Source organism: Enterococcus sp. S22(2020) (genome assembly GCF_020295385.1).
In the GTDB taxonomy this organism is placed as follows: Bacteria; Bacillota; Bacilli; order Lactobacillales; family Enterococcaceae; genus Enterococcus_L; species Enterococcus_L dunnyi.
This window is the reverse complement of the sequence record NZ_JACFUD010000006.1, coordinates 31950-45395: the sequence shown is the minus strand read 5'-3', so window position 1 is coordinate 45395 and position 13446 is coordinate 31950. Positions and strand designations below refer to the sequence as shown.

General features: G+C 36.6%; 14 protein-coding genes. 10 read left to right on the top strand and 4 right to left on the bottom strand.

Going from position 1 to position 13446, the window contains the following annotated elements:
- Nucleotides 1-136 precede the first annotated feature (136 nt).
- The 3 genes from H3T55_RS12880 to H3T55_RS12870 all read left to right on the top strand — a co-directional run bounded on the left by H3T55_RS12880 (nucleotide 137) and on the right by H3T55_RS12870 (nucleotide 1975).
- Nucleotides 137-769, top strand: a complete 633-nt coding sequence (locus H3T55_RS12880) for a response regulator (RefSeq protein ID WP_087642270.1) — start codon at nucleotides 137-139, stop codon at nucleotides 767-769.
- Nucleotides 770-922: 153 nt separating this feature from the next.
- Nucleotides 923-1588 (top strand): potassium channel family protein, encoded by a 666-nt coding sequence (locus H3T55_RS12875; protein WP_088271290.1) that lies wholly within the window; start codon nucleotides 923-925, stop codon nucleotides 1586-1588.
- A 75-nt stretch (nucleotides 1589-1663) separates the two neighbouring features.
- Entirely contained in the window at nucleotides 1664-1975 is a 312-nt protein-coding gene (locus tag H3T55_RS12870; RefSeq protein ID WP_087642272.1) for a HesB/YadR/YfhF family protein, read from the top strand.
- Between the two features lie 57 nt (nucleotides 1976-2032).
- On the opposite strand, the gene H3T55_RS12865 is transcribed toward H3T55_RS12870, so the two are convergent.
- The gene (locus H3T55_RS12865; RefSeq protein WP_225534927.1) at nucleotides 2033-3520 is read right to left on the bottom strand and encodes a helix-turn-helix domain-containing protein; all 1488 of its coding nucleotides are present in this window, start codon (nucleotides 3518-3520) and stop codon (nucleotides 2033-2035) included.
- A 410-nt stretch (nucleotides 3521-3930) separates the two neighbouring features.
- Between H3T55_RS12865 and H3T55_RS12860 the strand changes: the two genes are divergently transcribed.
- On the top strand, nucleotides 3931-4869 hold the full coding sequence (locus tag H3T55_RS12860; RefSeq protein WP_225534928.1) for a glycosyltransferase family 2 protein: 939 nt from the start codon (nucleotides 3931-3933) through the stop codon (nucleotides 4867-4869).
- 73 nt (nucleotides 4870-4942) lie between these two features.
- On the opposite strand, the gene H3T55_RS12855 is transcribed toward H3T55_RS12860, so the two are convergent.
- From H3T55_RS12855 to H3T55_RS12845, 3 genes are all read right to left on the bottom strand, one after another.
- The gene (locus H3T55_RS12855; RefSeq protein ID WP_225534929.1) at nucleotides 4943-5905 is read right to left on the bottom strand and encodes a phosphoglycerate dehydrogenase; all 963 of its coding nucleotides are present in this window, start codon (nucleotides 5903-5905) and stop codon (nucleotides 4943-4945) included.
- 102 nt (nucleotides 5906-6007) lie between these two features.
- Nucleotides 6008-7099, bottom strand: a complete 1092-nt coding sequence (gene ispG, locus H3T55_RS12850) for a flavodoxin-dependent (E)-4-hydroxy-3-methylbut-2-enyl-diphosphate synthase (protein ID WP_087642276.1) — start codon at nucleotides 7097-7099, stop codon at nucleotides 6008-6010.
- A 144-nt stretch (nucleotides 7100-7243) separates the two neighbouring features.
- Nucleotides 7244-8056, bottom strand: coding sequence for a DUF1189 domain-containing protein (locus tag H3T55_RS12845; RefSeq protein WP_225534930.1), 813 nt, complete (start codon nucleotides 8054-8056; stop codon nucleotides 7244-7246).
- Nucleotides 8057-8225: 169 nt separating this feature from the next.
- Between H3T55_RS12845 and H3T55_RS12840 the strand changes: the two genes are divergently transcribed.
- The 6 genes from H3T55_RS12840 to H3T55_RS12815 all read left to right on the top strand — a co-directional run bounded on the left by H3T55_RS12840 (nucleotide 8226) and on the right by H3T55_RS12815 (nucleotide 13311).
- Nucleotides 8226-8834, top strand: coding sequence for a superoxide dismutase (locus H3T55_RS12840; protein ID WP_225534931.1), 609 nt, complete (start codon nucleotides 8226-8228; stop codon nucleotides 8832-8834).
- A gap of 118 nt (nucleotides 8835-8952) precedes the next feature.
- Entirely contained in the window at nucleotides 8953-9933 is a 981-nt protein-coding gene (dapF, locus tag H3T55_RS12835; protein ID WP_225534932.1) for a diaminopimelate epimerase, read from the top strand.
- A 65-nt stretch (nucleotides 9934-9998) separates the two neighbouring features.
- Nucleotides 9999-10817 carry a hypothetical protein gene (locus tag H3T55_RS12830; protein ID WP_225534933.1) on the top strand — a complete coding sequence of 273 codons (819 nt, stop codon included), beginning with the start codon at nucleotides 9999-10001 and terminating at the stop codon, nucleotides 10815-10817.
- Between the two features lie 163 nt (nucleotides 10818-10980).
- A complete protein-coding gene (locus H3T55_RS12825) occupies nucleotides 10981-11808 on the top strand; it encodes a YveK family protein (RefSeq protein WP_225534934.1) in 828 nt (275 codons plus the stop codon).
- 11 nt (nucleotides 11809-11819) lie between these two features.
- Complete coding sequence (locus H3T55_RS12820; RefSeq protein ID WP_088271301.1) at nucleotides 11820-12521, top strand: CpsD/CapB family tyrosine-protein kinase; 702 nt, start codon at nucleotides 11820-11822, stop codon at nucleotides 12519-12521.
- Between the two features lie 25 nt (nucleotides 12522-12546).
- Nucleotides 12547-13311 (top strand): tyrosine-protein phosphatase, encoded by a 765-nt coding sequence (locus H3T55_RS12815; RefSeq protein WP_225534935.1) that lies wholly within the window; start codon nucleotides 12547-12549, stop codon nucleotides 13309-13311.
- Nucleotides 13312-13446: the final 135 nt, after the last annotated feature.

Genomic DNA, 13446 nt, shown 5'->3' with positions numbered 1-13446 from the left:
TCCAGTTGCACAAGCCAGCCTTTCGGAAAAAAGATAAAAATGAATTGTGGCAAAAAAGCACCACATTTCATTTTTCCTATTTTTCTGTCAAGGTTAAGCGGCTTGTTCCGCTTTTAAATTAAGGAGGTATGTATAAGTGATCAAAGTAATGTTAGTGGATGACCATGAAATGGTACGTTTAGGTGTATCCTCTTATTTATCGATTCAAGATGATATCGAGGTCGTCGGTGAAGCTGAAAACGGACGGATCGGTTATGAGAAAGCGTTAGAGTTAAGACCAGATGTGATCCTGATGGACTTAGTTATGGATGAGATGGATGGTATTGAATCCACGAAAGCGATTCTAAAAGACTGGCCTGAAGCTCGAATCATTATTGTAACCAGTTTTATTGATGATGAAAAGGTTTATCCTGCAATTGAAGCTGGGGCTGCTGGCTATCTACTAAAAACATCGACAGCGCATGAAATTGCTGATGCGATTCGTAAAATTTTTAGAGGTGAACGTGTTTTAGAGCCGGAAGTGACGACGAAGATGATGGAGCGTTTAACGAAAAAGCAAGAACCTGTTTTACATGAAGACTTGACGAATCGTGAGCATGAAATTTTGATGTTGATTGCTAAAGGACGCAGTAATCAAGAAATTGCAGATGAATTATTTATTACCCTTAAAACAGTAAAAACGCATGTGTCGAATATATTAGCAAAATTAGATGTCGAAGATCGTACACAAGCAGCGATTTACGCGTTTCAACACGGATTGGCAAAATAGAATAAGACCGAAAGTGGATAAAATCGCCTCATAGTGGTTGCTTTATTCGCTTTTTTTGTAGATATAGAGAAGGATCAGATTGATTGGTGTTCCTGTTCAATTACCTATTGGTTTGATATACTTAGATTAAATTTGAAACTAGGAGAAGTAAGCATGAAACAGAATTTTGCAATTATCGGACTTGGGAGATTTGGCGGGAGTATATGTCAGACGCTGATCGAATCTGGTCAAGAAGTTTTAGCTATTGATAGCAATGAAGATCGTGTAAATGAATATATGAATATTGCAACACATGCAGTTGTAGCAAATGCCCAAGATGAAACGACACTGCGATCTTTAGGTATTCGTAACTTTGATCATGTAGTAGTGGCAATTGGTGAAGATATTCAAGCCAGTATTTTAGTCACATTAATGGTTAAAGAAATGGGTGTCCCTAATGTATTGGCGAAAGCAGTCAATGAATATCATGCAAGAGTATTGGATAAAATCGGTGCCGATTTAGTCGTTCATCCAGAACGTGATATGGGAATCAGAGTTGCTCATAAACTAGTATCCAGAAATATTTTGGACTATATCGAATTATCGAATGATGTTTCCTTGGCAGAAGTACGTGTGTCGAATCCGAAATTTTATGGGAAAACGCTAGGTGATCTAAACTTTCGTCAGCGTTTTGGTTTGACCGTTGTTGCAATCAGACGTTCTAAATCAGAAGTGATCGCTTCACCAGCAGCGGAAGAAATTGTTCGGGAAAATGATAATTTATTAGTAGTAGGCGAAACAGATGACGTTGATTTATTGGATGAAAAGATGAATCAATAAAACGTAAGCACTTTATTCTATGAACCTTAAACTTTATGCTAGAATAACAAGTGAGAGCAAAGGGGAGAGATAGAGATGAAATTAACGATTACACCAGAAGCACAAGAATGGTTTAAAAATGAAGTAGGCGTTACTTCTGATAGTGGTATTCGCTTTTTCGGTAAAATTTATGGGAAAACAGATGTCCATGATGGATTTTCCATTGCGATGTCTGTTGAAGCACCAGATCAACCGATGGTGAAAGAGGTTATTGATGATATCACTTATTTCATTGAGGAAACGGATGACTGGTTTTTTAAAGGATATGATCTCTTAGTTGATTACGATCATGAAAAAGACGAGCCTAAATATGTATTTGCTGAAAATAAAGAAGATTTACAGCAGTAAAATCAAAATAAAAAGGAAAGAGTTATGGTCCACGCAACTCTTTCCTTTTTAGTTTACTTAAGCAATCAAAGCAGTAGATTTTTCAGTATATTTTTGGTGTAGATTATCAATCAGATTTACTTGATAATCCAGTAATGGAGACAAAGGAATGATTTGGTAATTTTCTTCTTGCTTCGCCTTATCCGGCAGTAAAAGTTTCGATGTTGCGATGTAAAAGTCATAGTTGTCGTCAGAAGTTGAAGTAACAAATGAAACGGAGATAAATGATAGTTTTTCAAGGAAGTCAAAAAGTGACTGCAGAAAAATAGCATTCGGTGATAGAATGATTCCAACTTTTAAACGATATTTAGTGTTACTTCTTTGATAAAAAGGAAGTAGGAAAAAAGAACAGATATAGACTAAATCATTCAGATTATTTTTGATCCAGGCAAATTCCGGCTCAGATGTAAGAGACGTTAAAAATGTTCTGACTTTTTTTGAAAGATGAACAAATAAAGGTTGCTGATCTTTGATGAAATCTTCCATAAAATTGATAGCTAATGGCAAAGATCCCTTTACTACAGAATGATTGAGGCAAGAATTGAAAAAATTGATATTTAGTATTTCTTGTTCATTAGGTGATAATTTTTTTTCTGAACATAGTGGAAGATAAAATTCTTCAAATCGTTCGATCAGGTTTCCAAAGGGCTGATGATCGCTGTTCATGTATTCTTTCACATAATGGATTCTAGGGTCATCCGCATAAAAATAAATACTCCAGTAGAACATCATGAAAGATAAAAAGGTTTTTTCTCTTTCTATGTAATGTGAAGGTACGTTCATTTGCTGTAACTCTCTGACAAATGAAGCATTTACTTCGGGAAAAATCAATTCTTTAAATGGCGGTTCTATTATGTAATGTTTTTTCTTGATCCGTAATTTTGAGATGGTTTTTAATAAGTACCATTCTCTAGGTTCGGTATAGGTCATCCATTGATGGTCTTCTGAGTCAAATAAGTCCATTCCGCGTTTAGGCTCTTCCAAAGCTATAAAAAGATCTTCTCCATAAGACGCGATCCAAAAGAGGTTTAGATAGACGATACGGATCAAATTCTCTTCTCCGCTTAATTGAAGTTGGGAGCAATTTAGTTGGACGTTAAAGCTTTTTAGGTAGCGGATAAGTGGTTGAAGTTTTCTGATGATGGACGCTCGGCTGATATAATGATCTTTACAGAAATTATCAATAGTGTAGTTACGTTCTAAGATGGTTGCTAGTAAAAATTGGTAAGACAAGCTCTTCCTGAATAAAAACTGATGATAGGGAATATCCCGTAAAGCAGCATTATCGATCTGGACTTTGCCTTGTTTGTTCAACAATTCGATATTTTGCTTTTCTAAAAGATCGTCGTGGATATCAGCAAAAATCGAATTTAAACGTGCATAAGAAAAATCAGTGAATTGTTCAAAATAATGAACACTGTATGTACCGTCTGTAGTTGCTATGAGCTGATTGAAAACGATGAGCTTGCGCTGAGCAGAATCATCTAATAAAATTTCTTCTAACATATTTAGTCTCCCTACTATTTAAAATATTCTGAAAAAAGGATCATATAAAAATTCATAACACATAAATTCAATGTATAAAAATTAATCTATGGTATTATAATAACCACTTTTTGACCAAATTTCAATTATATAATTAAATAGAAACGAAAATGTAATGATTATTTAAAATTAGGTTAATCCTTTAGTTATTAGGTAAATTAGGTGTTATCCTAATCTTGATGGCTATATTTTTTTGTTTTAATTAAAAAATATTGGTTATTTATTTCAATAATATTTCTTTTAATGATCGGTGATTTTTCTTTAGAAAAAAATTGGAGGCAGAAGGGAACAAAGATCTCTGTCCATTTTTTTGTAACTCACCGTTAGATGTATGTTATAATCAAAAAAGAATGTTTTTTGGAGGAAAGCTTATGTTGTCGATTGTTGTTCCTTGTTATAATGAAGAGGAATCCATTCCATTATTCTTTGAAGAAGTGGAAAAAATCAGCGTGCAGATCAAATATGATATTGAATATATTTTTATTAACGATGGGTCAAAAGATGGGACGTTGGAATCATTAAGAAAATTGTATAAAGCTCATCCTGATAAAGTCCGCTATCTTTCTTTTTCTCGCAACTTTGGGAAAGAAGCAGGGTTGTACGCAGGGCTCAAGGAAGCTCGCGGGAGTCTAGTTACTGTGATGGATGTTGATTTACAGGATCCGCCTGAACTATTACCGCAAATGATTCAAATGTTGGAAGCAAATAAAGAATTGGACTGTATTGGTACTAGACGTGGTGATCGCGAAGGTGAACCGCCAATTCGTAGTTTTTTTGCTCGAATGTTCTACCGCTTAGTCAATAAAATCGGTGAAACAGAGATGGTCGATGGTGCCAGAGATTTTCGTTTGATGACGCGTCAAATGGTAGATGGGATTCTAGAATTGACAGAATATAATCGCTTTTCAAAAGGGATTTTTAGCTGGGTCGGATTTAATACAGAATACTTATCTTATGAAAATCGTGAACGTGTAGCTGGATCTACTTCTTGGTCATTTTGGAGTTTATTGAGTTATTCCATCGACGGTATCGTTAACTTTTCGGAAATGCCTTTGAACCTAGCTTCTTACGTAGGTGCTCTTTCTTGTGCTGGATCAGTCATTGCGATGCTGGTGATTTTCTTTAGAACGATCATTATTGGTGACCCAACTAGTGGATGGCCGTCTATGGTTTGTATCATTTTATTTGTAGGCGGGCTGCAACTTCTTTGTCTTGGAATCATTGGTAAATATATTGGAAAGATTTTTTTGGAAACGAAAAAACGCCCGATTTATCTTGTGAAGGAAACAGAACAAGATAATAAGGAATAACAGAATTAGAAAGTAATCAGAAAAGACCAGCTTTGATCTCATTGAGAATCTAAGGCTGGTCTTTTTGACGTGCTCAGTAGCCTTGGCTCAGAGCAATTTCATTTTTAGCTAGTGTGCCATCTGATAAGAATTGGATCAGATTTTGTTTGAAGATAGCTAACAGCTTTGTTTTAAATTGAGGGGTGAGTCCAGAAATATGAGGTGTTACTAGCACGTTTTCCATAGTCCATAAAGGGCTGTCTGACGGCAAAGGTTCTTCTTCAAAAACATCTAAAGCAGCAAAACTCAGCTGACCGTTTTTTAGTGCTTCGATCAGGTCAGTTGTGTTGACAGATGGTCCACGGCCCACATTGACAAACACAGCTCCTGGTTTCATCGCAAGAAACATTGATTCATTGTACATTTGGTAGGTTTCATCGGTTAACGGTAAAATATTTACAACGATATCCATTTCTTTGATGATCCGCTGCATGTTTTTTTGTGAGTAGCATTCAATAAAACCAGGAGTGACATGTCCTGATGTGTTGATACCATATGGCTGGATATTTAGACCTTGAGCAAATAAGGCCAGCTGTTGACCGATATTTCCAGTGCCGACGATCAACATCTTTTGCATAGATAATTGCTTATAGGAAATATTTTCTCGGCTCCATATCCGATTTGTCTGGTTGATGATGCTTGTACGAATCCCACGGAAAGCCGCGAATAAAACACCTAATACGTGTTCTGAAATCGAAACACTGTGAATACCGCTTGCGTTTGACAAAAGAATGCCTTTTTCCGCAAAGCGGTCTAAATCATAGGAATCAACACCTGCTGAAATCGATTGTACCCATTTTAAACGACTAGTTTCAGAGTCCAGAAGATATTGGCCTAACTCTTTATCCCAGCCTAACATGATTTCAATATCATCCTTGATTATTTGGGGTGTTTCTCTGTGAGCATCAACAACGATATGATCAACAGCTGTCTTTCGAATATCCTCCACTTGTTCTTCCTTCATTTTTTCAAAAAGATAAATAATTGGTTGTCCCATTTTGATTCCTCCCTGCATCATCATTGTAACAAAAAACGAAGTCAAACTAAAAAGGATTGAACTATGAGTCGTTCAATCCTTTCAAATATAGTATGGTTCAAATTAGATTTCTTCACCGCGGGCATAAGCGGCTGCTAGAAGATCTACTTCTTTTTTCAACTCTTCAACCATGATCTCTTCTGGAACTGTACGGATGATTTTCCCTTTTTTAAACAACATTCCTTTACCATTTCCACCAGCGATACCGATATCTGCTTCTCTAGCTTCACCAGGACCATTCACGGCACAACCTAAAACAGCTACTTTGATCGGTGCTTTGATCTTTTCGATATATTCTTCGATTTCATTAGCAATAGGAATCAAGTCGATTTCAATACGTCCACAAGTAGGACAAGAAATCAATGTCGCAGCATTACTTGCTAAACCAAATGCTTTTAGAACTTCTTTAGCTACTTTGATTTCTTCGACAGGATCTGCAGATAGTGAAACTCGGCAAGTATTTCCAATGCCGCGGGAAAGCAAAGCCCCAAGCCCAGCAGCGGATTTCATTCCGCCGGAAAATTTCGTTCCAGCTTCAGTGATTCCCAAATGTAAAGGATAATCAAATGTTTGAGCAGCCAAAGTATAGGCTTCGATCGCCAAATTCACGTCACTAGCTTTTAATGAAACGATAATGTCATAAAAGTCTAAATCTTCAAGAATTTTGATATGTTCTACAGCACTTGCAACCATCGCTTCGGCAGTTGGATAGCCATACTGCTGTAAGAATTTCTTTTCTAAAGAACCAGCATTCACACCGATTCTAATAGGGATTCCTTTGGCTTTGCAAGCAGTAACTACTTTTTCTACGCGGTCTTTTCTACCGATGTTTCCTGGATTGATCCGAATTTTATCTACGCCTTGTTCGATTGCTTTCAGTGCTAAACGATAATCAAAATGAATATCTGCGACTAACGGAATCGAGATTTGGCTTTTGATGGCACCTAAAGCATTCGCTGCTGCTTCATCAGGAACAGCCACACGCACGATCTGGCAACCTGCTTCTTCCAATTGTTTGATTTGCGCAACTGTTGCTTCAATGTCATGTGTCTTTGTTGTACACATACTTTGAATAAATAATTCATCACTTCCGCCAATCGTTAAGTCGCCGATTTTCACCGGACGTGTATTTTTACGATGGGTCAATTCTCCCATAATAGATTCTCTCCTTATTTTGTCGTACAGTTTTTTTATTGTTAATTCCTCAATAAGTATAATTCAACGTCTATCTTAACACATAATGATAAATCTGAGAATGTAAGAAAAGTTTAAGATTTCTTCTTAACATCATCAAAAAGATTAGATCGTCGGTGGTTCTTGCCGCGCTTCTTTTCGGGTAGCAAAGAAAAAGAGCATCAGCGAAACGAAAATGATCAAAAAGCTATCATCAAAAGGTCTGACCAACAGTTGGAGTAAGCTGCTGACGATCACTGGTAAGGTTGAGCAGTAGACAACTATCTTTAAGCAATCAAGAAAGCGCAGTTTGTATAAACGAACTTTACTATAAAGATTGGCACCGATCGTGATCAGCAATAGATTGATGATCAAATTAATAAATGCTGGATACAATGTAACTACAAAAACAATGAGTTTGAGCCAAAATGGCACATTCGATTCATCTAGTGCTTGTTTCAAATCTTGACTGTTCAATCCATCTAGAGTACCTTGTGAATAAGGCACTTCAAACTGACTTGTGCCAAATAAGGCATCTGCCGTTCCAGAACTTGGTAGGGAAACAACAAACTCGTCATCTAAAAAACCGACACTGACTGCATTTCCCACAGAATCAGCGGTAATATCACTGAGCGAACGTTTTCCTTCCGGATCGAAGGTGAAGATAATCGAATTTGTTTGATAAATAAAACCTTTGGTAGAAGGATCTGTTTTTAATCGACCATCGGTAATTGTAAAATCAGGTAATTTTTCAGCGATTTTTTGACCATCATTTTTGATATCTTGAACCATAGAAAATATTTGTTTTGTTAATGGAAAAGCAAGAATCACACTTAAAAAAAGGATGTACAAAATGACTTTCCAAAAGGGCATGTTCTTTGCTTTATGAAGTTCGGAAAATTGAAAAAAAGCGTGTTTAAATAATGTGAATGTATTCATAGATTTTCTCCTGACTTGATTTTACGTACAGTCGTCATTTTAAAGGAGTTAACCTGTAAAAACAAGTGTCGTGCAAATTTTTGTAAGCAATTACTTTGAAGGTTAGCATAAAATCTGTTATGCTATAAATGTATGAAAATTTATACTTACTTAAATGGAGGGATTTTTTATGACTTACACTTTACCAGAATTACCTTATGCTTATGATGCGTTGGCACCTTACATCGATGAAGAAACAATGCATTTACACCATGACAAACACCATAACACTTATGTGACGAACTTAAATGCTGCAATTGAGAAACACCCTGAACTTGGTTCGAAATCTGTAGAAGAATTGATTTCTGACATGGATGCGATCCCAGAAGATATTCGTACTGCTGTACGTAACAATGGTGGCGGACATGCGAACCATGCATTTTTCTGGAACATCATGGCACCTAATGCAGGCGGCGCACCAACTGAAGATATCAAAGATGCGATCGATGCAGCTTTTGGTAGCTTTGACAAACTAAAAGAAGAATTTAAAGCTGCTGCAACAGGACGTTTCGGTTCTGGTTGGGCATGGTTAGTTTTAAATAACGGCAAATTAGAAGTGACATCAACTGCTAACCAAGATTCTCCTTTAATGGAAGGCAAAACACCAGTTTTAGGTTTAGACGTTTGGGAACATGCGTATTACTTAAACTATAAAAATGTTCGTCCAGAATACATTGACGCATTTTGGAACATTGTGAACTGGGATGAAGTAAACAAACATTTTGCTGCAGCAAAATAAGTAGAGAATAATAGAAATTCTATCTTTTCAGAGGAAAACAGTAAAATGTACTGTTTTCCTCTTTTTATTTGTGGCATACTAATAGTAGGAAAAAGATAGCTGAAGGAGCTTGATGAGAATGAATCTAAAAATACAGAAGGTCCACGGGTCAGAAAATGACTTTTTTTTGATTGATCAATTACAGTTAGAGCGTCCTTTTACGAAAAAAGAACTTGAAGACCTACGTATTCGCTTATGCGATCGTAAAAACGGATTGCTTGGAGGCGCGGACGGATTATTGCTTGTTGAAGCATCGAAACAAGGTGAAGCATTAGCAAAGATGCGTGTCATTAATTCAGACGGCAGTGAAGCGAGTATGTGTGGAAACGGCTTGCGGACAGTTGCTAGATATTTATCTGAAAAGCATGATGAACAGTCATTTATAGTAGAAACGATGTTTGCGGATCTTAAAGTTCGCAGAGCCGAAGAATTAGGCAAAGGGGTAGCTACCTATCAAGTGGAGATCTCACCTGTTCGTTTTGAAGCAGAGGCAATACCGATGGTGACGAATAAAAATAGAATTATTGATGAAGTAATACCAGAACTATCTGATGAAATAAAATTTTCTGTAGTAGCAGTTCCAAATCCTCATCTTATTGCATTTGTAGATCATCAAATGTTGGTTAGTCCGGAGTTTGAACGGATTGCAGCTTATGTCAATGGAGAGAATCCGCTTTTCCCAGATGGAATCAATGTCAGTTTTGTTGAGATTTTGGGAGAAAATCAATTGTTTGTTCGGACCTATGAACGTGGAGTAGGTTTTACAAGCGCATGTGGAACAGCAATGTGTGCGAGCAGCTTGATGTATGTATTGTTGAATGAGCGAGTATTTGGAGAAACAGTCACAGTTAAAAATGTGGGAGGAATTGTAAAAACAGTTGTTCATGAAGACGATGCTGAAGGATATTGGATGGAATTGATCGGTAATGCAAGTGTGACACATCTTTTGTCAGGTGATTTAGTTGATTTTACGGATGGACAGTTCAATAGATTACAGATCGATGAAACAGATGAACAGGCAGCTTACATAGCATTTTTAGAATCGATCAAAATAGACTAGTGCGCTGGGAGATCTTGTCTGATCGAAACAAGAGGATCGCTTTGGAGAACTAAGGGAGTGTCAAAATGAATAATTTTGGTTGGGTAAACATGAATCTGATAAAAAGGGTTGGCTGCATAGCAGTCATTGGTAGTTCGTTGTTGATTTGTTTTTTAGGAGTAAGGATGAATGCTGAGCAGCGACGACAAAAAAAAATCGATTACGCAGAAATAACGATAAGAAATGAAACAGAAAAAATCACGTTTTTAGATAAACAGCTCAGTAAGCTTTATAAAGATGAAACGGAAGAGTTTTTGACTGAATCAATAGAAGAAGTACAAATCAAACAACTAGAAAGCAAAATCAATCAATTAAAGACAGAAGCTTCGGACTTTGGACTCAAGTCTGAACATTTGCCTTTGGATATCTCACAATTATCAAAAGATAAACAAGTATTGCTTTCTAAGGTAGCAGATATTAAAACTAAATATACGATTCAGCAGCAATTACAGGAAATGTTGGTTCAAACACCAGAAAATTGGGAATCCACTAGTGACGCTGTGATAATCAATGAAAATGCCACTGTAGAGAATTTACTTAAATTACATAATGATGTCGTTCAATTTAATAGCTTGTGGTCAAATAGTATCAGTGCATTTTTAAATGAGATGAATGTTCAAGTAAAACTGTATAACGAAATCGAACAAGGAATCGATAAAATGATCGATGGACAAGCTTTAACGAGTGAAGCGACGCTTGAAACGTTTATCCACCATTTCAATCTAGTCACACAGGTGAAGAATACAACGCTGAGAAAAGGGTTGTCAGAACGGTTAGAACAAATCGATCAGCTTATGAATGCCCAAATTGTTGGCGAGGAAAATTTGCTGGAAGAACCAATTTAGTTAATATTTATTAAATAATAATGCAATATATCGATTGCTTTTTAAATAAATTATCAATTATTTGAAAAAATATCGAAAAAGTTGATAACATTTTATTAGTCGAATACCCTTGTACTTGCTTAAGCTTAAAATTATAATTAATTGTGTAGTAATGGAGGAAAAAATGGAAGAAACAATAAGTTTACAAGAACTCATCGGAGTTTTAAGAAAACGTATAGGTCTAATTATCGTTAGTATGTTTTTAGGGTTGGGGGTTGCTGGAGTTTTAACCTATTTTGTTATTACACCAAAATACAGTTCCCAAGCCCAATTGATCGTTCGTCTGCCGCAAAATGAAACGACGAATGTGAATGATATCAATGGGAATCTTCAGATGATCAATACGTATAAAGATTTGATCAAAAGTGATACGGTCATGACGGAAGTTCAGCAAAGGATGAAAGTGGACCATCAAAGTGATTTGTCTGTTGAGGCACTTAAGGCAAGTGTATCAGTCAATCAGTCTCAAAATTCTCAAATGTTCTCGATCGTTTCTAAAGTAACAGATCCATTGGTTGCTCAAAATATTGCCAATCAGACAGCTTTGGTTTTCCAAGAGCAAGCAAAAGACATGCTGAATGTCGATAAGATTACGATCATTTCAGAAGCGACGGCCAATTTAAATCCAGTGTCACCTAATGATAAAATCAATCTATTGATAGGACTAGCATTAGGGCTCTTATTTGGAATCATGGCTTCCTTCATTTTAGAATTATTTGATAAGACAATCAAAGATGACAGCTTTGTGGAAGAAGAATTAGGATTTACGATATTAGGTGTTGTTCCAAATATGACTGCTAAAGAGTTAAATGCAAAGGTTGTTCGCCCTTCACCTTCAACGGTTTCAAAGCCAAATAGCGGTTTTGCCAAAGAGGGAGCAAGAGTCATTCAAAAAGAAGATCTCAACTCAGATACTTCTACCCCAGCGCGTAGAAGTCGTCCACGAGTTTAAAGGAGTATAGAATGTCAAATAAAATAAGAAATCAAAAAAAACAAAAAACAAAAGCAGTCAGTCTAATAACTTTAGCAGATAAATCATCACCGATATCAGAACAATATCGAACGATCAGAACGAACATACAATATGCAATGATCGATAGAGACTTAAAAACATTAGTCGTTACTTCTTCAGGTCCAAGTGAAGGAAAATCAACGACCTCTGCCAATTTAGCGATCGTGTTTGCTAATTCTGGGAAGCGTGTTTTATTAGTAGATGCAGATATGCGCAAACCAACGGTGGCAAAAACATTTTCGTTAGACAATGTTCGAGGCTTGAGTACCCTTTTGGGTAGCAGAGAAGTTGTGCTGCATCAGGTCGTTCAGTCATCCGGCATTGATAATTTATTCCTTATGACAAGCGGACCTAAACCGCCTAATCCATCTGAGTTACTGGATTCTAGGAGAATGGAAGAGCTTATCCAAGATTTAAAACAACAATATGATTTGGTCATCTTTGACATGCCTCCTGTTGTGGCAGTGACAGACGCACAAATCGTATCCTCAAAATCAGACGGAACGATCTTGGTCGTCCGTGAAAATGTCTCAAAAAGAGACTCTCTATTAAAAGCTAAAAACTTATTAGAACTTGTAGATGCCAATATCTTAGGAGTTGTTTATAACGGCTCTAAAAGTATAACAGATCAAGGCTACTATTATGGTTCATGAGGATAGGCAGAAAGGATAAATACCAATGATTGATTTGCATTGCCATATATTACCTGGTATTGATGATGGGGCCAAAACGATCGATGACTCGCTTGACATGGCTAGGATGGCTGTGAAACAAGGCATTACTCACATTTTGTGCACGCCGCATCATAATAATGGCAGATATGACAATCCAGCAGGTCAGGTCATATCCTGTGTTTCAGCGTTACAAGCAGAACTGGACAGGCGAAATATACCTCTTACCTTATTTGAAGGTCAAGAGGTTCGAATTGCTGGAAATATCAGAGAGCAGATCAAAGAAAATAAAATCTTATTTGCAGACTTGAATAATCGTTATATTTTGATCGAATTTCCAACAAACGATGTTCCAGCATATGCAGAGCCTCTTTTTATTGAGCTACTTGATGAAAATCATATTCCAATCATTGTGCATCCAGAGCGAAACAATAAATTTATTGAAGATCCTAATCGGTTGTTGCCATTTTTGGAGATGGGTGCCCTTGCTCAATTAACAGCGCCTAGCTATGTTGGTGTTTTTGGAAAACAAATCGAGCGAACAGCCAAACAAATGGTTGCCCATAATATGGTTTCGATGATGGCTTCAGATGCTCATAATGTAAAAAAACGCGGATTTTTTATGAAGAAAGCGTACGATGCGATTGCCAAAGATATGGGAACTGCGCACGTTGAAGTGATGCAGCAGGTTGCGAAAGATATTTTAAATGGTGATCCTGTCCAGACATTGGAATTTGAAGAACTACAAAAGAAACGATTTCGACTGTTTTAAACGAAATAGAAAAATGTGAGTGTAAGAGTTTTATATAATTTTTGTATATATTATTAGGTGTTGGTATATGTGATTTTTGATATTGGTTGTATCTTAAATCAACTGAAATATTAGGGAATGCTGGGATCAGCAGCT

What these genes read in the sequence shown, in the direction of transcription:
- H3T55_RS12875 (WP_088271290.1), top strand. Translation starts at nt 923, where the DNA reads ATGAAACAGAATTTTGCAATTATCGGACTTGGGAGATTTGGCGGGAGT.
- H3T55_RS12870 (WP_087642272.1), top strand. Translation starts at nt 1,664, where the DNA reads ATGAAATTAACGATTACACCAGAAGCACAAGAATGGTTTAAAAATGAA.
- H3T55_RS12865 (WP_225534927.1), bottom strand. Translation starts at nt 3,520, where the DNA reads ATGTTAGAAGAAATTTTATTAGATGATTCTGCTCAGCGCAAGCTCATC.
- H3T55_RS12860 (WP_225534928.1), top strand. Translation starts at nt 3,931, where the DNA reads ATGTTGTCGATTGTTGTTCCTTGTTATAATGAAGAGGAATCCATTCCA.
- H3T55_RS12855 (WP_225534929.1), bottom strand. Translation starts at nt 5,905, where the DNA reads ATGGGACAACCAATTATTTATCTTTTTGAAAAAATGAAGGAAGAACAA.
- ispG (WP_087642276.1), bottom strand. Translation starts at nt 7,099, where the DNA reads ATGGGAGAATTGACCCATCGTAAAAATACACGTCCGGTGAAAATCGGC.
- H3T55_RS12845 (WP_225534930.1), bottom strand. Translation starts at nt 8,056, where the DNA reads ATGAATACATTCACATTATTTAAACACGCTTTTTTTCAATTTTCCGAA.
- H3T55_RS12840 (WP_225534931.1), top strand. Translation starts at nt 8,226, where the DNA reads ATGACTTACACTTTACCAGAATTACCTTATGCTTATGATGCGTTGGCA.
- dapF (WP_225534932.1), top strand. Translation starts at nt 8,953, where the DNA reads ATGAATCTAAAAATACAGAAGGTCCACGGGTCAGAAAATGACTTTTTT.
- H3T55_RS12830 (WP_225534933.1), top strand. Translation starts at nt 9,999, where the DNA reads ATGAATAATTTTGGTTGGGTAAACATGAATCTGATAAAAAGGGTTGGC.
- H3T55_RS12825 (WP_225534934.1), top strand. Translation starts at nt 10,981, where the DNA reads ATGGAAGAAACAATAAGTTTACAAGAACTCATCGGAGTTTTAAGAAAA.
- H3T55_RS12820 (WP_088271301.1), top strand. Translation starts at nt 11,820, where the DNA reads ATGTCAAATAAAATAAGAAATCAAAAAAAACAAAAAACAAAAGCAGTC.
- H3T55_RS12815 (WP_225534935.1), top strand. Translation starts at nt 12,547, where the DNA reads ATGATTGATTTGCATTGCCATATATTACCTGGTATTGATGATGGGGCC.